16 protein-coding genes are annotated in these 23971 nt (G+C 43.2%); 10 read left to right on the top strand and 6 right to left on the bottom strand.

The window, feature by feature from the left end; all coding sequences use genetic code 11:
- Positions 1–127: 127 nt before the first annotated feature.
- The 4 genes from glmU (at position 128) to C8N29_RS00640 (ending at position 7574) form a co-directional block, all read left to right on the top strand.
- Complete coding sequence (gene glmU, locus C8N29_RS00655) at positions 128–1498, top strand: bifunctional UDP-N-acetylglucosamine diphosphorylase/glucosamine-1-phosphate N-acetyltransferase GlmU (RefSeq protein WP_107864088.1); 1371 nt, start codon at positions 128–130, stop codon at positions 1496–1498.
- Between the two features lie 139 nt (positions 1499–1637).
- The gene (glmS, locus tag C8N29_RS00650; RefSeq protein WP_107864087.1) at positions 1638–3467 is read left to right on the top strand and encodes a glutamine--fructose-6-phosphate transaminase (isomerizing); all 1830 of its coding nucleotides are present in this window, start codon (positions 1638–1640) and stop codon (positions 3465–3467) included.
- 352 nt (positions 3468–3819) lie between these two features.
- Complete coding sequence (locus tag C8N29_RS00645; protein ID WP_170106835.1) at positions 3820–6177, top strand: hybrid sensor histidine kinase/response regulator; 2358 nt, start codon at positions 3820–3822, stop codon at positions 6175–6177.
- Positions 6174–7574 (top strand): sensor histidine kinase, encoded by a 1401-nt coding sequence (locus C8N29_RS00640; protein ID WP_107864085.1) that lies wholly within the window; start codon positions 6174–6176, stop codon positions 7572–7574. The genes C8N29_RS00645 and C8N29_RS00640 overlap by 4 nt, the downstream gene beginning before the upstream one ends.
- Positions 7575–7760: 186 nt before the next feature.
- Here C8N29_RS00640 and C8N29_RS00635 read toward each other — a convergent pair whose 3' ends face one another.
- Both C8N29_RS00635 and C8N29_RS00630 read right to left on the bottom strand, forming a co-directional pair.
- Complete coding sequence (locus tag C8N29_RS00635; protein WP_107864084.1) at positions 7761–8837, bottom strand: acyltransferase family protein; 1077 nt, start codon at positions 8835–8837, stop codon at positions 7761–7763.
- Positions 8838–9156: 319 nt separating this feature from the next.
- On the bottom strand, positions 9157–12066 hold the full coding sequence (locus tag C8N29_RS00630) for a putative bifunctional diguanylate cyclase/phosphodiesterase (RefSeq protein ID WP_107864083.1): 2910 nt from the start codon (positions 12064–12066) through the stop codon (positions 9157–9159).
- Positions 12067–12709: 643 nt separating this feature from the next.
- On the opposite strand from C8N29_RS00630, the gene C8N29_RS00625 reads away from it, so the two are divergent.
- The 5 genes from C8N29_RS00625 to phoU all read left to right on the top strand — a co-directional run bounded on the left by C8N29_RS00625 (position 12710) and on the right by phoU (position 19468).
- Positions 12710–13669 (top strand): PstS family phosphate ABC transporter substrate-binding protein, encoded by a 960-nt coding sequence (locus tag C8N29_RS00625; RefSeq protein ID WP_107864082.1) that lies wholly within the window; start codon positions 12710–12712, stop codon positions 13667–13669.
- Positions 13670–13744: 75 nt separating this feature from the next.
- Positions 13745–16060 carry an ABC transporter permease subunit gene (locus tag C8N29_RS00620; RefSeq protein ID WP_107864081.1) on the top strand — a complete coding sequence of 772 codons (2316 nt, stop codon included), beginning with the start codon at positions 13745–13747 and terminating at the stop codon, positions 16058–16060.
- A gap of 10 nt (positions 16061–16070) precedes the next feature.
- Positions 16071–17726 (top strand): phosphate ABC transporter permease PstA, encoded by a 1656-nt coding sequence (pstA, locus tag C8N29_RS00615; RefSeq protein WP_107864080.1) that lies wholly within the window; start codon positions 16071–16073, stop codon positions 17724–17726.
- Positions 17727–17769: 43 nt separating this feature from the next.
- Positions 17770–18648, top strand: coding sequence for a phosphate ABC transporter ATP-binding protein PstB (pstB, locus tag C8N29_RS00610; RefSeq protein ID WP_420836643.1), 879 nt, complete (start codon positions 17770–17772; stop codon positions 18646–18648).
- A 100-nt stretch (positions 18649–18748) separates the two neighbouring features.
- On the top strand, positions 18749–19468 hold the full coding sequence (gene phoU, locus C8N29_RS00605) for a phosphate signaling complex protein PhoU (protein ID WP_107864079.1): 720 nt from the start codon (positions 18749–18751) through the stop codon (positions 19466–19468).
- Positions 19469–19616: 148 nt separating this feature from the next.
- On the opposite strand, the gene phoR is transcribed toward phoU, so the two are convergent.
- From phoR to C8N29_RS00585, 4 genes are all read right to left on the bottom strand, one after another.
- Positions 19617–20906, bottom strand: a complete 1290-nt coding sequence (gene phoR / locus C8N29_RS00600) for a phosphate regulon sensor histidine kinase PhoR (protein WP_107864078.1) — start codon at positions 20904–20906, stop codon at positions 19617–19619.
- Positions 20903–21616, bottom strand: coding sequence for a phosphate regulon transcriptional regulator PhoB (gene phoB / locus C8N29_RS00595; RefSeq protein WP_107864077.1), 714 nt, complete (start codon positions 21614–21616; stop codon positions 20903–20905). Before phoB ends, phoR begins: the two co-directional genes overlap by 4 nt.
- A gap of 203 nt (positions 21617–21819) precedes the next feature.
- Positions 21820–22689: a 4-hydroxybenzoate octaprenyltransferase gene (gene ubiA / locus C8N29_RS00590; RefSeq protein ID WP_107864076.1), complete on the bottom strand. Its 870-nt coding sequence runs from the start codon at positions 22687–22689 to the stop codon at positions 21820–21822.
- Positions 22686–23204: a chorismate--pyruvate lyase family protein gene (locus C8N29_RS00585; RefSeq protein ID WP_107864075.1), complete on the bottom strand. Its 519-nt coding sequence runs from the start codon at positions 23202–23204 to the stop codon at positions 22686–22688. Before C8N29_RS00585 ends, ubiA begins: the two co-directional genes overlap by 4 nt.
- Positions 23205–23433: 229 nt before the next feature.
- On the opposite strand from C8N29_RS00585, the gene C8N29_RS00580 reads away from it, so the two are divergent.
- The gene (locus C8N29_RS00580) at positions 23434–23916 is read left to right on the top strand and encodes a ferritin family protein (protein ID WP_107864074.1); all 483 of its coding nucleotides are present in this window, start codon (positions 23434–23436) and stop codon (positions 23914–23916) included.
- Positions 23917–23971: the final 55 nt, after the last annotated feature.

Raw genomic sequence — 23971 nt, 5'->3', positions numbered from 1 at the left:
TTTATCGAAAAAGGGTAGCAATTTGCTACCCTTTTTTGTTTTCTGTCGTCTTTACACCGCGTACTACTTTGTATGAATAAGTAGTCATGATAAAGTAACAAGATGTGTCAAAAAATAGGTGAAGCCCATGGAGTTAAGTGTTCTGATTTTAGCGGCGGGTAAAGGTACACGTATGAAGTCCGTGTTGCCTAAAGTGATGCAACCATTGGCAGGTAAACCCTTATTATCCCATGTATTATCAACCGCGAAAGCCTTGGCTGCTAAACAAACGATTGTCGTTTATGGGCACGGTGGCGAAGTGGTACAAGCGCATTTTTCTGACGATACAGAATTGGCATGGGCGTTACAAGCAGAACAAAAAGGGACAGGTCATGCCGTACAAGTGGCTTTAGCACAGCTTGCACAGACAGGTAAAACCTTGATTTTATATGGCGATGTGCCGCTTACAACGACAGTAACCTTGCAACAACTCTTAGCCTTGGTTGATGATGAGCAAAGTCTGGGCTTACTCACCGTCAATTTGCCCAATCCCACGGGTTATGGTCGCATTGTTCGTGACAATGGTTTGGTGCAACGTATTGTGGAGCAAAAAGACGCCAATGAACAAGAAAAGCAAATTACTGAGGTCAACACGGGTATTTTGTGTGTGCCTAATCGTTATTTGCACCAATGGTTACCCACCTTAAAAAATAATAATGCCCAAGGTGAATATTATTTGACCGATATCATCGCTTTAGCGGTTGAGCAGGGAATAGAGATTAAAACCCATCAACCACAAGCGACATGGGAAGTAGAGGGCATCAACGATAAAGTTCAATTAGCCAATTTAGAGCGTGTATACCAACGTTTACAAGCAGAAAGTTTGATGCGCGCAGGGGCAACAATGATTGACCCTACACGTTTTGATTTACGCGGCACTCTCACCATAGGCATGGATGTGAGTATTGATGTCAATGTTGTGATTGAGGGTGAAAATCACTTTGCCGACGGCGTCATAATTGGGGCAAATTGCAGCTTAAAGAACTGTCGTTTAGGACAGGGTGTACAAATTAAGCCAAACTCTGTCCTAGAAGGGGCAGAAATTGGTGCACACAGTATGATTGGCCCTTTTGCGCGTATTCGTCCGCAAACTATTTTGGGTGAGCAAGTACATATCGGTAATTTTGTCGAAACCAAGAATACCCTGATGGCATCGGGTGCTAAGGCGAATCATCTGAGTTATTTAGGTGATAGTGAGATTGGCGCACGCGCTAACATTGGTGCGGGCACGATTACCTGTAATTATGATGGCGTCAATAAGTCCAAAACGACGATTGGTGCCGACGCATTTATTGGCTCAAACGCGTCCTTAGTTGCACCCGTCACCATTGGGGATGGCGCAACCACAGGCGCAGGCTCAACCATTACCAAAGATGTTCCAGCCAATACCTTAGCGGTAGCGCGTGGTTTACAACGCCATATTGAGGGCTGGCAGCGTCCCCGTAAATCAAGTAAGTAGTCTTTGAGGATATATAGGGTGTTTGTGTTGCGTATCAGCCACAAGAGGCCTTATATGCTCACGAAAACGTGATATATCGGTATAAGATATTAATATCAAATGACATCAATCCGTCATGTGATTCAGCAAGGAAAAAATTATGTGTGGCATTGTTGGAGCTGTTGCGGAGCGTAATGTTGCCGCTATTTTGATTGAAGGCTTAAAGCGTTTAGAGTATCGCGGTTATGACTCCGCAGGCTTGGCTGTTATCGAAAATGGGCAAATTATTCGTGAGCGTCGTACGGGTAAAGTGCGTGAGTTGGAGCTTGCCGCACAGGCCGCCAAAGTCTATGGCCATGTGGGTATAGCCCATACCCGTTGGGCGACACATGGTGCACCGACCGAAGATAATGCTCATCCACATGTCTCGGGTGATGTGGCTGTGGTACATAATGGCATTATTGAAAATTACGAAGAGTTGCGCCATGAGTTGACAGCACAAGGTTACGTCTTTGTCTCTCAAACCGATACGGAAGTGGTGGCACATTTAGTTCATCGTGAGCTACAAAAAGCGCCTGATTTATTGGCTGCTGTACAAGCGGCAGTACCTTATTTGGCAGGTGCTTATGCGCTTGGCATTATTTTGGCCACAGAACCCAAACGATTAATTGCTGTGCGTCAAGGCTCGCCCTTAGTCTTGGGTTTAGGTATTGGCGAAAACTTTATTGGTTCTGACCAACTGGCGTTATTACCTGTCACTAATCGTTTCATTTACTTGGACGAAGGTGACATTATTGATTTGGGACGTGAACACTACACGATTTATGACCGACAAGGGCAGGCTGTACAACGCTCGGCTATTGAGTTAGATGCGCAATTACATCACAGTGATAAAGGTACCTATCGCCATTACATGCTCAAAGAAATCTATGAGCAACCGCAAGCCATTCAACGGACACTAGAAGACCGTATTCAAGCCAATCATCGTATTCAACCGCATGCTTTTGGCACACAAGCACCTGATATATTTGAAAAAATCAAACATATACAAATTATTGCTTGTGGTACGAGCTACCATGCAGGTTATGTGGCACGTTATTGGTTTGAAAGTATTGCAGGGATTTCCTGTAACGTGGAAGTGGCCAGTGAGTACCGTTATCGGCAATCCGTATTGCCCGAAAATACCCTGTTTGTCACCATTTCTCAATCAGGTGAAACCGCAGACACATTAGCTGCGCTACGTGAAGCCAAGAAAAAAGGCATTTTTGCCTCTTTATGTATTTGTAATGTGCCAACCTCTACGTTGGTTCGTGAATCCGATTTGGCGTTTATTACCCATGCAGGGCCAGAAATTGGTGTCGCGTCTACCAAAGCCTTTACCACACAATTAGTGGCGCTGATGTTGTTGGTCGTTTCTGTGGCCAAAGTGCGTGGTTTAGAGCTGGCGCGTGAACAACAAATTGTGCAACAGTTACAAAGTCTACCCGTCATTTTAGACAGTGTATTGGCAATGGATAAAGCCATTGAGCGCATTGCCGAAGAATTCGGTGAAAAACATCATACCTTATTTTTGGGGCGCGGCGCGCACTATCCTGTTGCGATGGAAGGTGCCTTAAAGCTCAAAGAAATTTCCTATATTCATGCGGAAGCCTATCCCGCAGGGGAGTTAAAACATGGCCCGTTGGCCTTAGTTGACCATGATATGCCTGTTGTAGCCGTAGCCCCCAATAATGACTTAATTGATAAACTCAAATCTAATTTACAAGAGGTACGAGCAAGAGCAGGGGAGTTATATGTCTTTGCCGATAGCAAAGTCCATATTACGCCAGAAATTGGCCTCAAAGTGTTTGCCATGCCGAGTGTCAGTGACGACATCGCCCCGATTGTCTACACCGTCCCCCTACAATTATTGTCTTACCATGTAGCGGTGATTAGAGGCACTGACGTTGACCAGCCGCGTAACTTAGCCAAATCGGTGACAGTTGAATAAAAGAATAAGCAAATCTGCGGCGTAGTGTTTAAGGATATACGCTACGCCATCATCACGCCATTTTTGCAGTCGCAATCACTGCCGAAAATCCTCCCAAACTTGAGAGTTTGCAACCGTCTTATCATTGGCGATTACTCCGAATATTTCATACAAAAAACGGAAAAATTTGACTTTTAGGGACTAAAATACCACTATTATTAATAAGGTTATTTTATTTGTCTGTCATCGTTTATTCGTTGTAGATGGTATGCTATCGCATCGTATGATGACCTTAGTGCTGGCGTTAGTTAGGCCGCATTACGACAAATATCGTTGATAAGTCGTTGTGTGGATGAGTGCAGGGGAGCACGAAATGATTGATAAAATCAGTATTTTGATTGTGGAAGATGAACAGATTATTGCGCTGGACTTACAACAAACGCTAGAGCAAATGGGCTATGACGTACTTGCTTGCACCGATAATGGTACAGATGCCATTCAACTAGCACAGCAGCTACGACCCAGTGTTGTGTTGATGGATATCCTGTTAAAAGGCGCAATGGACGGCACAGTCGCGGGTAAATACATCGGAACTTTTGGAATCCCCGTCATTTATTTAACTGCGTTTAGTGATAGCGTCACCGTACGACAAGCCGCCGAAGCCTTACCTTATGGCTTTTTGACCAAACCCTATCGCCAAACCGAACTAGGCGCAGCGATTGAAGTGGCCGTTTATAAAGCGGCAATCGAGCGAAAATTAACCGCCTCTGAGCGTTGGAGTGTTGCGACCTTACGTTGTGTGGGCGATGGGGTAGTAGTCATGGACCAGTATGCCAATGTTGGCTATTTGAACCCTGTCGCTGAGCGTTTAACGGGATGGACTATTGGCGAAGCCAAAGAGCTCCCCATCTGCCAAATCATTCAAATCGTAGATAAAAACGGTCAGGTGATTGACGAACCCCTATTTATGAAGGCCTTACAGCAAAATGCTGCAACGGGTCTGGCAAGTATGCAATTAAAGTCACGTAGTGGTCAGCTCACTCCCATTGACTATTTAGCGGCACCGATTCGTGATGACACAGAAGACGTGATTGGTATTGTGATTGTCTTACGCGACATGACAGAACGCGTCAGTTATGAGCAACGCCTGTTAAGAAGTGAAGCCCATTTTCGACATCTCTTTGAATATTCCGCCTTAGGTATGATGGTTTTATCTTTAGAGGGCGATATTCAACGTGCGAATACGGCATTTTTGGATTTGTTGGGTTATCAAGATTTTGAAATTGTCGGGCTAGCCTTAGCAGACTTTAGCACTCAAGATGAGCAAGAGCTTGAACAAACCTATTTGGCAGACTTATACGCAGGCTTAATGCCAGTTGCCCATTTTGAAAAACGCTTTAAGCAACGGCACGGCGAGCAACTCGTTTGGACACTTGTACATGTGACCTTGTTACGTGACAAAACGGGTAAACCCGAGAGTTACTTATACCAAGTTCATGACTTATCAGACCGATTACAAAAGCGTGCGATGACACAACGTGCTTTAATGTTGATGCAAAATTTGGCCACTGAGCATCGAGCAAAATTAGCTGCCGAAGCAGAAAATCGTGCGAAATCGGATTTCTTGGCCACCGTTAGCCATGAATTAAGAACACCATTAAACGGCGTGATAGGCTTTAACGAATTACTATTGACTACCGCATTGACGCAAGAGCAACTTCATTATGTAGAGTTGGCACGTTTAGCGGGCGAAACGCTGCTACATTTAATCAATGATGTATTAGATTTATCCAAAATTATCGCGGGTAAATTAGAGATAGAGCAGCAAGCCTTTATGCCCAAACAACTCATTGACGATATTTATTCGTTAATGCAAAAACGGGCAAAAGATAAAAAAATACAGTTAATTCAAGTGTATAGTGAAGGTATTCCCCCCATCGTGTTGGGCGACCCTATGCGGATTAAACAAATTTTACTCAATTTATTAAGTAACGCGATTAAGTTTACCCATCAAGGTCAGGTCACACTCGCTTTAAGCTGCCGCCAAGACGAAGACGTGTATTTAGTCTTTCAGGTGAGTGATACAGGTATTGGCATTGAGCCATCCGTCTTACCCAAACTCTTTCAACCGTTTACACAAGCCGATATTTCGACCACTCGTTTATACGGGGGCACTGGTTTAGGCTTGGCGATTGTCAAACGTTTGACAGAGTTAATGTCGGGGCATATTAGTGTGGCGAGTGAGGTGGGGCGAGGAACAGTCTTTTCTGTAGAAATCCCTGTATTAGCAACATCAAACTTTAACCTTAATGCGCCAACTGAGACGGTAGTCGAGCCGATTGCACTGCACGAAGCTCATATTTTGGTAGCAGAGGATAATATCGTTAATCAGCAAGTCGTGGAAAAAATGCTAGAAAAACTGGGTTGCCACGTGAGTATTGCTAATACAGGGCTGGAAGCGATTCATATCTTACAAAAACAATCTGTCGACTTGCTCTTATTAGATTGTCAAATGCCTGTGATGGATGGTTTTGATGCAGCCCGTTTGATAAGAGCGAATCCGAGTCCCTATCAAAATCTACCTATTATTGCTTTAACGGCAGGTGTCTTAACAGGAGATAGAGAAAAGTGTTTAGCTGTTGGAATGAATGATTATTTAACGAAACCGATTCGTTTGCATGAATTAAAGGTCGCCTTACAACGGCATTTGGTAGCAAGGACGACACGATGAGTTATCGTGTGTTACTCGTCGAAAACGCGCAAATGATTGCGACGGATTTACAAATGGGCTTAGAGGAAAGAGGCTACGACGTCATAGGGTCAGTCAGTCAGTTACAAGAGGCACTTTTATTAGCCAAACAGTATCAACCTGATATTGCGCTGTTGGATGTTATGGCGAATGGTGAACAAAATAGCATAGAGCTTGCCCTACAATTAACTACTCTAAATATTCCCTTTATCTTTTTAACGGCCTACCGTGATAGTCAAACGCTGCAGTGGGCGGCGCGTGTACATCCATACGCGGTCTTGACTAAACCCGTTGACCCTACTGTGTTATTCGTGATGTTAGAGCAGGCTGTATACCAAGCGAAACGTGAACAAGAACTCAGAACGCGTTATGAGGTAGTTGCGCATAGCGAAGCCCGATTACGTGCTGTATTTATGGATAATCCTGATGCAATTTTAGTTGTCAATCAGTCGGGACAGATTGTTAATATTAACCCACGCAGTGCAGATTTATTTGGTTATAGTGAAGGCGAGTTGGTGGGCGCAAGCATTGAGTTATTGTTACCAGAACATGCTCGCCAACAGCATATCCGTCATCGACAAACCTACATTAACCACCCTCAATTAAGACCGATGGGGGCGGGTTTGGCATTATTAGCACGACGAGCAGATGGTACAGAGTTTCCCGTCGATGTCATGCTCAGTCCCATGTATATTGAGGAACAGCGTTTGGTGATAGCCATTGTCAGAGATGTCACCGAACGTAAAGCCCAAGAGAAAAAACTAAACGAGGCACTCAAAGAAAAAGATACCTTGTTAAAAGAGGTTTATCATCGTGTCAAAAATAATCTACAAGTCATTCAAAGCCTACTTAACATGGAAAGCCGTGTGTTAACCGAGGAGCCTGCGCGTATCGCTTTGGCCGATATTGCCTCTAGGGTCAGTGCGATGGCTTTAGTTCATGAAAAATTATATCAATCAGGTAATTTAAGTCGTTTATCGTTGGCAGAGTATTTACGTGATTTGGTTAAACAATTACAACATGCTGGCTCTATAGATAGCCGACGTATTAGCATCAGTTTAGCGATAGACGATATCCGAATGGGAATAGATACAGCCATTCCTTTGGGGTTGTTAATCAATGAGCTCGTTACCAACAGTCTTAAACATGCTTTTCCAGAAGGACGGATGGGGCATATTAGTATCCGTGTAGAGCAACAAAAAGAAGGCATGTTATTAACTATTAAAGATGATGGCATTGGTTTACCACCCGACTTTGTTTTAGAACGAACCCGTTCTATGGGCTTAAAACTGACACGCAGCTTAGCAAAACAACTTAATGGCACAGTGACCATGCATTCAGTAAAAGGGACAGAGGTAGTTGTATACAGCAAGCTATAATGAGTAGTCGCTTAAAGCAATACATTATTAAACGGTAGTGCATAAATTAGATGTGATATAAATTTTCTAGCCATTGGTACGCAAAGGTTACATAGAACGATCACGTTGTTTTTACACACTACCCATTAACATTATATCGATGACTCGCTTAAATTTAGTCACAACTCAAGAATACATTTCTACTGTTTAACGACCACCAGATATTATTGCTAAAAATCTCGGTGCGATGGCTTTTATGCTGATATATAAAGCAAGAGAAATGATAATCACAACGATAGGAATAAAGAAGTATAAAGATATTACTGAAAAATCATTATCTGGTTGAATCGTTTTATAGGCTATTTTTCTAATCACAGTAAGTAGTGGCTCATGAACAGCAAATACAAAAAAACTACAACTGCTTGCCCATAATAGTGCGTTTTTTAAGTGTTTTTTTTCTACAGCTTGTTTTGTAATATACAACATGGTGCAAATTCCCACCATGATTCCTATTTTGTGTATATACAGATTAAATGCGTAATTTTTAGTTGACGTATCTATCAGTAAAATAATGAGATAGCTGAGTGGTATGACAGTCCCAAATCTATCAAAAGAGAATAAATTGGTGTTTGAATATGCTAAGTAAGCACCTGTATAAAAAAATACGAAAGCAAGAGCCGATGGAATATAAACAGGCCATAAGTTAAAAAACCATAATGAATAGAGTATACAAAGTGTGATTTTGGGTAATTTTTCAAGAAGTAAATAGAGTATTGGTGCGAGTAGTACCATCACCATTAAGTCTCGAATAAACCAAAATTGATATGAAATTGGGTATCTATTAAGGCCTAAAATTGCATTTATATAATCAAATACCTGATATGTAGATATCGGCGCACCTTTACCAGAAAAGAATGATTGAGTTGCAGGTAGAGATTGAGCGAGTCCTATTAAAAACAGGGTAAAAATATTCCAGAACAAGAATGGGATTAGTAAGGTATTAATACGAGATTTAAATCTTTGCTGATAACTTTTTAGTGAAAGCGAAAATCCAGAAAAAAAGAAATATCCAGATAAAAGAAAAAATAGGGGAACGGCTACTCGAGCGATGCCCTGAGAGAAAAAGTTCCGACAAAAATCAACCCAATATGCAGGGTTGGCAACACCAATGCTACTACCAGATAGTCCAACTTTTATTTCATAGGCATGAATAAAAACGACACCTACTATGAGGGGGAAGCGTAACATGCTAATTCTTTCAGATGAGGTACTATCTAACGCCATTTAATATGTTCCTTCTTTAGCTATAATGACTGAATGGTGTAAAAACAACATGATTTTGCAAGAAAGCTATTTGATTTAGTCGTGGATATCAAGATTTGCAGCGTCAATTTTAGGTGCATACAAACATAATTATGCCCAATATAATCTTGCCATAATGCGGGTGAGTAGTCTTAAAAAGATATATACAACGCCCTAAGACCTAGTTGCTTAGCCATTAACTATATCATTGTTATACGCTTCAGCGTGAGTGAATACTAAAGTCTAAACGATTGATGCAAGCGGGGCTAGTTAAAAACGGAATCTCTAACAATGAGCGTTGTTAACCAGCGATTGTATGCGTCAAGTCAAGTTGTTGCTGTTTGAATAATAGCTGTGTCAAGTCATCAGCGGGAATAGGACGGCTAATTAAATACCCTTGAATCAGGTCACACCCTTCGTTACGTAAAAAGTCCAAATGCTCTTGCGTTTCGACGCCTTCAGCCACGACTTTCATACCTAAGCTATGACCCATCGCAAAAATCGCTCGGACAATGGCTTCGTGTTTATCATTTTGGCCAATGGTAAAGACAAAAGATTGGTCAATTTTAATGATATCAATCGGAAAGTCGCATAAATAAGATAAAGAAGAATAGCCCGTACCAAAGTCATCTAATGCGATTTTGATACCGCGTGAGCGGATACCTTCTAGAATTTCACTGACAGTGACACGGTCATCCATCAACGAAGACTCCGTAATTTCTAGCTCTAAGTCAACGGGGTCTAAGCCTGTCCCAATCAGAACACGGTCAACAATGTCTAATAAATTACCACGTTGGAGTTGTTGTGCCACGACATTAACAGAGGTACAAATATGCCCAAAGCCTTGGTCGTGCCATAATTTAGTCTGGCGACAGGCCTTATCTAACACGATTTCACCAATTGCCGAAATTAGCCCTGCTTCTTCGGCTAAATGAATAAATTGACCAGGTGCCAATAAGCCCATCGTGGGATGTTGCCAACGTACTAAGGCCTCTGTGCCAATAATGCGGTTGGTTTTAAGACATAATTTGGGCTGGTAATAAACAACAAACTCATCACGAAAAATGGCTTTACGTAAGGCACTTTCTAGGGTGACTTGTTCAACAGAAACAGAGCGAACATCCGAGCTAAAGAAGCGCGTGCTGTTACCGCCCATACGCTTGGCTTGTTGTAGCGCTAAATCGGCATGATTGATGAGAATTTGTAGCTCACGACCGTGGTCTGGAAATAAACTGACCCCAATCGATGCCCCTAATAAAAGTTCATGTTCACCTACGCGAAAGGGGCGGCGTAGTTGGTCAATAATCGCTTCGCAGAAACTTTCTAATTGCGGACGATTAATATTCTGGTCAACAATCAGAGTGAATTCATCACTACCAATACGTGCTAAGGTATCGACTTTAGTGGCAGCCGCACTGATACGCTCTGCCACTTTTTTCAGTAATTCATCGCCTAATTCGTGGCCTAAGCTATCATTGATGGTACGAAAACGGTCAAGGTCAATATAAATTAAGGCTAGTTCGCGTGCTTGGTCGCGTGCGCGTAACATAGCCGTGTGTAAACGGTCTCTAAATAAATTACGATTGGCCAAGCCCGTTAAGCGGTCATAGTTTGCCAGATATTTCAGTTTTTCTTCGGACTCTTTACGTTGTGTTAAGTCAGAAACAATACCCACGTAGTGGCTGATGGTATTTTCGCTATCGCGTACGGTGGTAATATGTAACCATTGCGGAAAACTTTGACCATTTTTGCGGTAATCTATCAGCTCGCCTTGCCATTCATCCTCGGCTTTGAGGCGTTCAAAAATGGGATGATAGTTAGCGGCTTTGTCGGCAAAACTGTTGAGACGCTCATCAAAAATATGAAAGCCATGCAGTTCACCATCACTAAAACCCGTGATTTGGCTATAACGGGGATTGACCGACAAATACCGTAGTTCATGGTCGAGGATATAAATGCCTTCGGCAGCATGTTCAAATACCGATGCAGATAACCGTAATTTTTCTTCGGTTTCGCGTTCAGGGCTAATATCGCGTCGAGTACCAATCAAGCGTAAGGGATGACCTTTTTCGTCCCAAGCGACAACACGGCCACTGTCTTCAACCCATACCCAATGTCCTGCACGGTGTTGGATGCGGTAACAGACCTCATAGCTGGGTTTCTTTTTGCGTAAATGCTGTAATAATGCGCGCCTCACCATGGGGTAGTCATCACGATGGATAATTTGTTCCATGTGCCCCATAAAGGCTTTAAGCTCTAACTTGGAATAGCCTAATAACTGTTCAAAATTGGAGTGATAGATTTCGTTGGTGCTTAAATTCCAGTCCCATAAACCAATACCTGATGCGTCAATCGCAAGGGTGAGACGCTCTTGGCTGTTGCGTAATGCACGGTTGATGTCAGATAACGCGAGTGTCCGCTCACGGACTTTTTGCTCTAAATTGAGATTGATTTCTTGTAGTTGATTTTCGGTATATTTTCGGTCTTGGACTTCTTGAGTTAAACGCTGATTGACTGTTTCTACTGTATTTTTTGAGTCTTCTAAAAAGCGAATCAGGTCTTCATTACGCAGTTGCAACCAGAGCGATTGATAACTGAGTTCGCTTAAACGACGGCTTGCCAATAAGACAAAGAAAAAGAATAAACCCGCAACGCCTGCTAATGAGGAGTTAATCATGGAGGGTTCAAAAATGACCAAAAATAGACCTGGTAAACTCGCGGCGGCTGAAAAGTATATAAACGTTTTGAAACGGCTGGCATAGCAGGTTAGAGCCGCAATGGCTTGCCAACTGATTAAACAGGCAAACAGTGCGGGACGGTATAAATCAATGAGATTATTTTCAACATTAGGAAAACTGGGCACAAAGACTAGGGTGGCCATCCCCCAAATAAAGCCCATCGAACCAGCATTCCAATGAATCAGGGTCTCTAAGCGTTGCACCGAACAGGTTTTAAGCTGGTGTTGTAGATGACGCATGAGTCCAATATTTAGGCCAATAATCCCTAATGCCAGCCATAACCAACCCACCAGCATAAAGCTGCTGATATGCTCATCGTTCCAATAGAGTGCCGCCATCGTCAATACAGAAATGGTCGAAATAACACTAAAAAAGGAAAACTGATTAATCATTTGTTGGCTCTGTAGACGAGCCAAACGACTAGACATGCTAGTATGGGTGTCGGGAGTTTTTTGCTGGCCTTGTTCGGTCATCGCAAGACCTCACGTATTCATAAATCGCAAAAGTGGCATGAATGATAAAACCACGCTGCTGCTACGGTGAATAAATAAAAAGTTCAATACATCCAACATCACAAACACAGTTCTATACCTTAGCTGAGGATTAATGCACGCATAATGTCCCTTTTTCCTTCTATTTTTTGCTGCGATATCCCGTTAGTCATCATCATTAAGGGACTGAAAGCAATCACTGTGCACGCATGTCGGTAAACTGCGTAAATCCTAGGGTATTATTATCATTAACTATGGCCAAGGTGCTGAGCTGCTACGTACGTATTGTTGATGCTCAGTGTGTCATACATGGCACGTGTCATCGTCATTCCTATTCTGCCATACTATTTAAGTTTACGGCTTGACTTTACATACATTTCCCTGCGTATTTTGCGACATTTATTTATCATACTCAAAAGGTATAGTGTCTATTCAATACTTTGCTGTTTTATTGCGTGCAGTTTGTGTTCCTTGTCACAGCAATAGCCAGCAAATGCCTGTGAGTTGATATTAAGGCAACATTTTATCCTGCTTAAGTCTTCTATGACAGCGTTGTCATAAAACCGTCACAATCTGCTTCTACTATAGCATCATGTTTACAGACTCTATGCTTTAGGAGCGTATTATGAAGATGCAGAGCTTGGTATTAGCACTAGGTTTAAGCGCGACGATGGTCAGTGTGCACGCTGCGGTTGATGCTGGCATTCCTGCGTATCAAAAAACAACAGGTATTTCGGGTAATTTGTCGAGTGTGGGTTCTGACACCTTAGCTAACTTGATGACATTTTGGGCAGAAGATTTCAAAAAAGAATACCCCAATGTCAATATTCAAATTCAAGCGGCGGGTTCTTCCACAGCACCACCAGCCTTATCTCAAGGCACAGCCAACTTTGGCCCGATGTCTCGCCCGATGAAAGACAATGAAATCCAAGATTTCGAAAAGAAATATGGCTATAAACCGACTGCAATCCCCGTTGCTGTTGACGCGTTGGCGGTATTTGTTCATAAAGACAACCCCGTCAAAGGCTTATCTATGCCAATGGTTGATGCTATTTTCTCATCAACCCGTAAGTGTGGTTATGAAAAAACCGTAGGGACTTGGGGTGACATAGGCTTAACAGGTCCTTGGGCGAGCCGTACTTTACAATTATTCGGTCGTAACTCGGTATCGGGTACTTATGGCTACTTCAAAGAGCACGCCTTATGTAAAGGTGACTTTAAGTCTAACGTCAATGAACAGCCGGGTTCTGCGTCGGTCGTACAATCCATCTCTAACTCCATTAACGGGATTGGTTATTCGGGTATTGGTTATGTGACATCGGGTGTTAAAGCCGTACCGATTAAAAATGCCGACGGTGAGTTTATTGCCGCAACCCCTAAAAATGCGCTTTCTGGTAAATATCCTTTAGCACGTTTCTTATATGTGTATGTCAATAAACATCCGAAAAAGCCATTAGCGCCTTTAGAAGCGGAGTTTGTGAAACTGGTTTTATCTAAACAAGGACAAGAAATTGTCGAGAAAGACGGTTATATTGCGCTCCCCGCGTCTGAGGTAAAGAAAATCAAGGCGAAGTTGGGGTTGTAATCCCGTATAATAAAAGGGGGCTGATAGCCCCTTTTTGTTTTCATAGTCCTGTTTATCATTGAATTTGAGACATTTATGAGTAAACCTGAGCGTGTCCGCCTAGATGCAGCAACAATGGCTGCCCTAGACCGCCGTCGCCGCTTAAAAGATAAAATCGCTAACGTGACCATCGGTCTGGGCGGTGTTTTTGTGGTGTTGGCTATTACCTTAATTTTTGTCTATTTATTGGTCGAAAGCTGGCCATTATTCAAAAAAGCGGAGTTCGACCGCGCGCAGACTTATGCGGCACAACAACAAGCCGTTTGGGTTGACATGGATGAATATAATCAAACAGGTATTCGTATTTTGCCAACGGGCGAAGTGCAATATTTTATGGTACAAGACGGTAAAACAACCAGCAGTGAACAATTAGTCTTACCCGCAGGTGCTACTATCAGTGCGGTACAACGCAGTGGCGTATTACAAGGTTTAGTGGGTTTAGGGCTATCAAATGGTCAACTCTTAGTCGTCAAACCTAACTACAGCGTCGATGTTGCTGTGGATGGGAAGTCTAAAACGGTCACCCCTAGCCTCAGTTTTCCGTATGGTACAGACGCATTGACCATACACGATAATCAGCAACCTTTAACCACGTTTGCCTTACGAGACGATGACCATAGTTTGCAAGTATTAGCAACAGGTACAAATCAGTTATTGTGGCAACGCTATGAAGTGCAACAAACCGAAGCCTCTGAAGAAGGGGGTGGGTTAGGGTTGATGAGTGCGATGGACGACCAAGACAGTGATGCTCCTAAAGTCTATAGTCGTACCACAAATATGGCATTGACTACGAACACTGAGGCGGTTAAATATCTTGTGTTAGGGCAGGGCGCACGTTGGGCGTATGTATTGACCAAACAAAATGATATTGCCGTATTCAAAATTACCGACGACCAGCCCGTCTTATATCAAACCGTGAATGCGGGTTTGCGTGATGCCAATATCAGTGCCGTGGCACCTTTACAAGGTGAAATTTCCTTATTAGTTGGCGATAGCAAAGGCCATATTAGCCAATGGTTTTTGGTGCGTGACACCAATAGTGTGGAAGATAAGTTTCACTTACAAAAAATTCGCAGTTTTAGTTTGGGTACGGCTGCAATTACAACGATTGTGCCAGAGGCCAAACGTAAAGGTTTTGTCGCGGGCGATGCTCAAGGTAATATAGGCTATTTCTACACTACGTCTGAACGCACGATTGGTATCCACAGTGCAGCCAAAGCGCCTATTACCACCTTGGCTATTTCGGCACGTTCAGAAGGCATTTTTGTCCAAGCAGCAGACAGTGCTAGCTTTTGGTCTTTACATACCGAGCATCCTGATATTTCGATGAGTTCTGCATGGGGTAAGGTGTGGTACGAGTCTTATCCTGAACCTACTTACACATGGCAGTCGACATCGGGTAATGCCGACTTTGAAGGCAAACTCTCGTTAATGCCCTTAACCTTTGGTACGCTGAAGGCCGCTTTTTATGCCATGTTATTAGCCGCACCTTTGGCTATTTTAGGCGCTATGTACACCGCCGTGTTTATGTCGCCAACTTTACGGACTAAAGTCAAACCTGCTATCGAATTGATGCAAGCCTTACCCACGGTGATTTTGGGCTTTTTGGCGGGCTTATGGTTAGCGCCTGCGATTGAAACCAATCTACCAGGTATTATTAGTTTGCTTATTGTCACTCCGATAGTCATTTTATTGTGTGGCTTTATTTGGGTGCAAATTCCCTTAGAAAAGCGTAATCGTATTCCTGACGGTTGGGCGCCTGTGATTTTAATTGCGCCGATTTTACTCGCAGGTTGGGCATCCTTTGCGTCTTCACAAACCATCGAGTTGCAATTTTTTGGCGGTGATATTCGTCACTGGTTGACCTATGAAGCAGGCATTAAATTTGACCAACGTAACTCCTTGATTGTTGGCTTGGCGATGGGTTTTGCCGTGATTGCGCCGATTTTCTCGATTGCTGAAGATGCGTTGTTTGCGGTACCCCGTCATTTGACGAATGGTTCTTTAGCCTTAGGGGCAACCCAATGGCAAACTTTAACCCGTGTCGTATTACCAACGGCCTCACCTGGTATTTTCTCGGCCGTGATGATTGGTTTTGGCCGTGCTGTGGGTGAAACCATGATTGTGTTAATGGCCACAGGTAACACAGCAGTGATGGAGTGGAATATTTTTGAAGGCATGCGTACCTTGTCTGCAAACGTCGCCGTAGAAATGGGTGAAGCCGAAGTCGGTTCTACACATTTTAGAGTGTTATTCTTGTCGGCTTTAGTCTTGTTTATCTTGACATTTATCTTGAATACCGTGGCAGAAGTGGTGCGTAGCCGTCTGCGTAAAAAATACGGTTCTTTATGAGGTTTAATCCATGAAGTTACGCGAGTATTTTAGAAGCGGTGAAGCGTGGGTATGGTTAAATGCGGGTGCCGTGGCCATTTCCTTAATTATGGTTATTGGTATTTTGGGTTTGGTTGCTGTACGTGGTTTAGGCCATTTTTGGCCAGCCGACGTGATGCAGGCGCAATATAGCTATCAAGGGCAAACGCAAACGATTATTGGTGAAATTTATGATGAAAAAATTGACACCGCTGCGCGTTTGCGTGAGTCAGGTGTAGAGGTTGCGGCCAATGTCGATACCGTCACCCGTTACTCTATCAAACAGGGTAATAAAGATGTGACAGGGCAAGATTTTCGTTGGGTCTTAGCCAGTAATTTACACGATAGACAATATCCTGAAGATATCGTCACCTTAGAGCGTTATGAGTGGGGTACTTTTTATGGCCGCTTAAAAGCAGTCAAAGAAAATGGTACTGTCGTTGCCGAAGGGGACAAAGCATGGGATGAGTTACAAAACCGTATTGCCCGTACCAATAGTTTTCATGACCAAATTGCCGAAATCGAAAAAGGCGAAATTGGTACAATTAACTTTCAACTAGAAAAATTACGTTTAGCAGAACGTAAATTAGAGTTGGAAAATAAATTGACCGAGGCGGCTTTGGCTGACTTGGCAGCTAAACGTGATGTACAACATAAAAAATATGAAGGCTTAAAAGGTCAATTAGAGCAATTGCAACGCGATATGCAGCGTGATAGCGCGGTATTTGTCGTGGCGGATGGTTCTGAAAAAGAAATCCCTTTGAGCAAAATTGTTGCAGCGCACAAACCCAATGCCATGAGTGTTTTTGCTAAATTGGGCGCATATGGTCATAACGTATGGTCGTTTTTAAGTGATGACCCGCGTGAAGCCAACACGGAAGGTGGTGTATTTCCTGCGATTTTTGGTACGGTGTTGATGGTGTTTATGATGACCATTATTGTCACGCCATTAGGTATCGTGGCCGCCATTTATTTACGTGAATATGCCAGCCAAGGGATAATTACGCAAACGGTACGTATTGCAGTGAACAATTTAGCAGGCGTACCTTCGATTGTTTATGGCGTGTTTGGTTTAGGCTTTTTTGTCTATTTCTTGGGTGGCAACATCGACCGTTTATTCTATCCCGAATCTGCGCCTGCCCCTGTATTTGGCACACCGGGTTTGTTGTGGTCAGCAATTACCTTAGCCTTATTAACCTTGCCCGTCATGATTGTTTCGACGGAAGAAGGCTTATCGCGTATTCCGCGTGCCTTAAAAGAAGGTTCTTTGGCCTTAGGTGCGACCAAAGCGGAAACCCTATGGCGCGTCATTTTACCCATGACGATGCCCAGTATTATGACGGGTATGATTTTGGCCATTGCACGTGCGGCAGGCGAAGTCGCCCCCTTAATGTTGGTTGGTGTTGTCAAGTTAGCCCCAACCCTACCTGTTGACTTAAATGCCCCATTTATTCATTTAGAACGCAAGTTCATGCACTTAGGCTTCCATATTTATGATGTGGGCTTTCAAAGTCCTAACGTCGAAGCCGCTAGACCCTTAGTGTATGCCACGGCCTTTTTATTAGTGCTTGTGGTGGCGACCTTAAATTTATCGGCGGTTGCCTTACGTAATCGTCTGCGCGAAAAATACAAGGCTTTAGAGTCTTAAGCCACGATTTAACGTGCAGCGAAACCTCTTTTGAGTGACAATCATGATGAGCTTAGATTTGGAAAAACCAACCATGAGTGCAAATACAACGTCTAATGCGACCCCTGCTTACTCCATTGATATGGAGTCTTTAGGCCGTCAAAATCGTAACTTAAATATGGCTGATGAAGATATTTGTTTGAAGACCGAACACCTCAATTTGTTTTATGGTCAAAAACAAGCCTTGTTTGACATTAACATGAGCATTCCACGTAAACGCGTGACTGCATTTATTGGCCCGTCTGGTTGTGGTAAGTCTACCTTATTGCGTACGTTTAACCGTATGAATGATTTGGTTGATGGTTGCCGTATCAATGGTCAGATTTTATTAGATGGGAACGATATTTTTGACCGTGGCATGGACATTACCAACCTACGCCGCCGTGTAGGGATGGTGTTTCAAAAGCCCAACCCCTTTCCTAAGTCCATTTATGAAAATGTGGCCTATGGTTTGCGTTTACAGGGTATCAATAAAAAGCGTATTTTAGACGAAGTGGTAGAGCAGTCCTTAAAAGGCGCGGCTTTATGGGACGAAGTCAAAGACCGTTTACATGACTCTGCGTTAGGTTTGTCGGGTGGGCAGCAACAGCGTTTAGTCATTGCGCGCGCGATTGCGATTGAGCCTGAAGTTTTATTGTTAGACGAACCCGCTTCTGCACTTGACCCCATTTCTACCCTAAAAATCGAAGAGCTGATTCACGAATTACGCGACCGTTTCACTATTTTGATTGTGACGCACAATATGCAGCAAGCGGCGCGTGTCTCGGACTATACGGCGTTTATGTATTTAGGCAAATTGATTGAGCATGGCGATACCGATACCTTGTTCACCAATCCTAAAAATAAACAAACCGAAGACTATATTACGGGTCGTTACGGTTAATGGCATTGAATGTGCATTGACCTGAGCGAACGAGGAAGGCACGGTGTCTTCCTCATCATCACCTTCATGATACTTAGACGAGATGTCGCAGGAGGCTATCATGCCAACGACAAAAGAAGATTATGCTCACCACATTTCTCAACAGTTTAATAACGAGCTTGAAGAAGTGCGTACCCACTTTTTAGAAATGGGCGGTTTGGTAGAAAAACAAGTAGCTGATGCGATGCATGCCCTGTTAGATGCCGACTCCGTTTTAGCAAGTTCAGTACAAGAAAATGACCGTAAAATCAATGCGATGGAAACCCGTGTTGATGAAGAGTTGGTACGTATTTTAGCGCGTCGTCAGCCTGCTGCGTCCGATTTACGGATGATTATTGCCATCGGCAAAGCCATTACCGATTTAGAACGTATTGGCGATGAGGCGGCTAAAATCGCCCGTTATGCACAAGCCTTGTGTGAAGAGGGTGAGTCGCCACGCGGTTATGTTGAAACCCGTCATATCGGCAATCAGGTACGCGTGATGATTCACGACACCTTAGATGCCTTTGCCCGTTTAGACGTCGACCAAGCACTTAAAGTCATGCAAGCGGATGTAGAAATTGACTTAGAGTACAAAACGGCTACCCGCGCGCTCATGACGTATATGATGGAAGACCCACGTTATATCTCGCGTGTTATTAATGTGTTATGGGTGTTACGTGGCTTAGAGCGTATTGGCGACCATGCACGTAATATTGCCGAGCAATTGATTTATTTGGTCAAAGGTGCGGATGTGCGCCATGTGAGTTATGAGCAAGTAGAACAAAAGATACACGGTTAATCACCCGCATTGGGGGAGGGGCATGTTTCACCCTCCCTAAATTCCTAAATTCCTAAATTCCTAAATTCCTAAATTCCTAAATTCCTAAATTCCTAAATTCCCCTTAGTTTATAGAATATCTTGTCTTAGCAAGCGTTTGCCATACGGCTCAATCGACTAAGGACTCTCTGGCAAAAACACAGGTAAATGTAGAACCAATATTGGGTTTAGAATTAATATTGAGGATACCTTTGTGTTGCAATAAGACATGTTTCACAATTGCCAAACCCAGTCCTGTGCCGCCTGTGGCCGAACTACGAGCGGCATCTACCCGATAAAAACGCTCCGTTAAACGGGGGATATGCTGTGGCTCAATACCAATACCATTATCCTGTACACTAAAATAACCGTATTTTTCATCATTTGACCAACGAATGGTAATCGCACCACACGCAGGGGTATATTTAATCGCATTAGTAATCAAATTCAAAAAGGCACTGCGTAAATCATTTTCTGTGCCTAATAAGCGTAAGGGACTATCAATATTGACTAAAATCGCATGTTGTTTTTCGGGGTCGTAGGCTTGAGCATCTAGACGTAATTGCTCAAGTAAGTGCGTCATATTGATGGCTTTATGTTCTTGTTTGATATTGTCGCTTTCTAAACGGGAGAGCATCAGTAAATCATTCACTAGGTTGCTCATCCGTGTTGCTTGTTGCTCCATTTGCTTAAAGGCACGTGCCCATTTAGGGGGTAGTTCTTCGTTGCTGGCAAAGGTCTCTAAATAACCACTTAATACAGTCAGTGGCGTACGTAGTTCGTGCGACACGTTTGCGACAAAGTCTTTACGAATTTGTTCGAGTTGATGCAAACGTGTAATGTCATAGGCAATCAAAAGACGGTCATTTTGCCCAAAACGGGTGACTTCGTATTGTACGTAGCGATTAGGCTGACTCCATGAGGGTAGTCTCAGTCCTTCGGTATAGGGGCCATGTTCAAAATAGCGAATAAAACTGGGGTCACGAATTAAATTGATAATCGGTTTGCCTATGTCAATGTCCGACTTAAAGCCTAAGAGTTTTTCGGCAGCACTATTCCACCATTCTAAATTGCCTTGACTATCAATCAGGACAACGGCTTCTTCGAGAGCAGAAACGGATGTACGCGCTCGCGCAATGATGCCTAATAAGTTTTGTTTGGCTTTGAGCTCTTCTTTTTGCAGCCTAAAAATATTATCGGCAATATCCTCCCAAATACCTGATAGTTCGGGGGGAGGCTCGGTGGGATTGGCTTTTAGCCAGTGATGCAGTTTATGTAAACTGCGTAGATGTAGACCTAAGTAGACTAATAGACCTAAAAATACCAGTTGTAGGCTGATATGAAAAAACCAGCCAGGTATCGCAAATACTAATAAGATATAAGCGAGACGTAAGAGTTCTTGTTTAAGCAGGGTAGTCACACATTATCCTGTTTGCTGTCAGCTTTGGTCGAAAAACGATAACCTGTGCCACGAACGGTCTGGATAAATCGCTCATAACCATACGGTTCTAAGGCCTTGCGTAATCGACGAATATGGACATCAATGGTGCGGTCTTCCACATAGACATTGCCACCCCAGACTTGGTCGAGCATTTGTGTACGCGAATAAGCACGTTCTTGGTGGCTCATAAAAAAAGCGAGTAGTCGGTATTCCGTTGGTCCCATATCAATCACATGCCCGTCGGCGGTGACACGATGGCTGACGGGGTCTAGCTGTAAGCCTTCGGCTTCAATCACTTTCTCGGCACTTAACGCTGAGGAGCGGCGTAGAACCGCTTTGATACGCGATACCAATTCACGGGTAGAAAACGGTTTGGTGATATAATCGTCGGCACCAGAATCTAAACCCTGAATTTTATGGTCTTCATCGCCGCGTGCAGTGAGCATAATCACGGGAATTTCGTTTAAGGTTTCATCTCGTTTGAGTCGACGACATAACTCCACCCCTGTCATACCAGGTAACATCCAATCTAATAACACAAGGCTAGGACGCTCATCGACAATTTTATGGTGTGCTTGTAAAGCATCTTCGGCTTCTAAGGTTTCAAAACCCGCTAAATCTAAGGCAATGCTAATCATTTCTCGGATAGCAATTTCATCATCTACAATTAAGATACGTTCACTTTTCATGGCGCATTTCCTCGTACTAAAGATAGCATGCTCGCTACCTTGAGTCATTTATTTGAGGCTATTACATGACAATCGTGTTGCAGTATTATGACAGATAACCTGACATGAAAAATAAAGGGATTAACAGGATATTCAGAGACTAAGGTAACTAAGAAGCCATAGCGAACTCGGCTTTCGTCAGGTCGTTTTTCAATAGGGTCTTATTACTTAAACAAGAGACTTAATATCAATCCCAAAAAAATGACTATGCCCACTTTGTGATTATGTAAAAAAGACTCGGTACAATGGTGTGCTTCTCTATCTTGGCAGTGACGATATTGCCAAACAAATAACCCCCCACAAATGCCTAAGGTAATTGCCCAAATAAAGCCAAAATGTTGTAAATACCCTATCAATGCTAATAATAAAATAAATAAACCTTGCAATAGGCTGATAATCACTAAATCAAAACGGCCAAATAAAATAGCGGTCGATTTAATGCCAATCTTGAGGTCATCTGCACGGTCTGCCATCGCATACTGGGTATCATAAGCGACCGTCCAAATTAAATTAGCCGCATATAACAACCAGCAAATTAAGTCTGGATTATGATTTTGTGCCACAAAGGCCATGGGAATCGCCCACGAAAAAGCAGCCCCCAAAACGAATTGCGGTAAATACATTAAACGCTTCATAAAAGGGTATAGGCTGGCTAAGGCCAGTGCCCCAAACGACCAAAAAAACGTTTGTAAATTCAAAAAAGGTAATAGTAAGGCAGAACAAGCAAGCAAAAAGACAAATAAATACAAGGCTTCGCGGGCGGGTAGGCGGCCGCTGGCAATTGGACGGTCTTTGGTGCGTGTCACATGGCCATCAAAGTGTCTATCTGCCCAGTCGTTAATCACACAACCCGCCGAGCGCATAAACACGACACCTAAGATAAAAATCAAGACAATCGTGGCATCGGGTTTGCCGTTACTGGCTAACCAAACAGCCCATAAAGTGGGCCATAATAGAAGGTAAATACCGATAGGACGATGCAAACGCATAACTTCGGCATACAGGGGTAAACGTTGTTGTAAAAAGGCTATCATAATATCAGTTGTCTACCCTGAGCAGCGCTAAATAGCGCAGGTAAAAAGGCTTCTTGTACCAGTAATGCCCGACCATCATAATAAAAGCAAGAACGGCGTAGCCAACGTGGTTGTGTGCGCTCTGTTTTGGCAATCAACATAGCGCCACGTTTGCCACCCTTAAACAATAAACTGCCTAAAGACCGCGAACCTAAATAGCGTAAGCGTCCTCCTTTGCCGCGTAAAGTGCGTAGAGGAATAATACTGCGTGCTTCTACCCAGATTTGTCCTTCTCCCTCTAAAGCAACTTCTCGTACCCATACCCATTGTTGAGCAGGCAGACCTAAACTTAAGCGTTCATCTAGGCGTGGTTTATGCCAACCTTGTGCCATCACCCGTACTCTAAATTGTCCTTTACTTAGGGTCATCAAATAGGCCGTTAATGAGCCTCTTGAGAGTAACCATTCTTTAGCCGGCGAGGCCAGTTGGGCTTGCCAATAACGTGATTGACTTAACCAAGGTGTGCTCAATGTCATAAGGTCATCATGTTCAAAATAGAAGATAGCGCGAGGGCTGAGATTAATAAATTGTACACGAGCAGAGGGCGTGTTGATATTTTTACTGTCACACCATAGCTTTTATTTATTAAGAATCATTTTTAATTTAATTAGATTAAATAAGCCCCTCATTTTATCCTAGCTATAAGCACGCTGATAGGCAATAAGCCACAGTATGAGTGTATGAACAGACGAATAGGAGAGCAAGATGAACACTATCAAAACAACCGTCACCGCACAAAATTTAGAAGGCGCCTTTGCAGGGGAGTCGATGGCATATATGAAATATAGCTATTTTGCGAAATTGGCACGCGCGATGGGTGATGAGGCAACGGCGGCCGCCTTTGAAGAAACAGCGAAGCAAGAAATTCAACATGCCTTTGGTCATTTAGATTTATTATATCCTGCTGCTCAGTTAAATCCTGCCAAAATGCTTGAAATTGCGATTGCAGGTGAAACCTATGAATACACCGAAATGTATCCTAAATACAAAAAAATGGCGATTTATGAAGGACAAGCAGACGCAGTGAAAGAGTTTGAAGAACAAATTGCCGAGTCTCAAGCGCATGCAGCAGCATTTGCCCAAGTCTTAGAAAAAGCCGCTAAACGTTTTGCAGCCTTAGCTAAAGTAGAAGAACGTCATGCGAATCACTATCGCCAGCGTTTAGCACAGGTTGTTGCGGTTTCATAGGCCGCGACTATGCACCCTGTTTTACAAGCGGCTGACATCGTATTTTCGGTGTTTG

The sequence above is a fragment of the Agitococcus lubricus genome (assembly GCF_003051055.1).
Taxonomy (GTDB): Bacteria; Pseudomonadota; Gammaproteobacteria; order Pseudomonadales; family Moraxellaceae; genus Agitococcus; species Agitococcus lubricus.
Note: the sequence above shows the minus strand (reverse complement) of the source record. Positions and strands in the feature narration are given on the sequence as shown.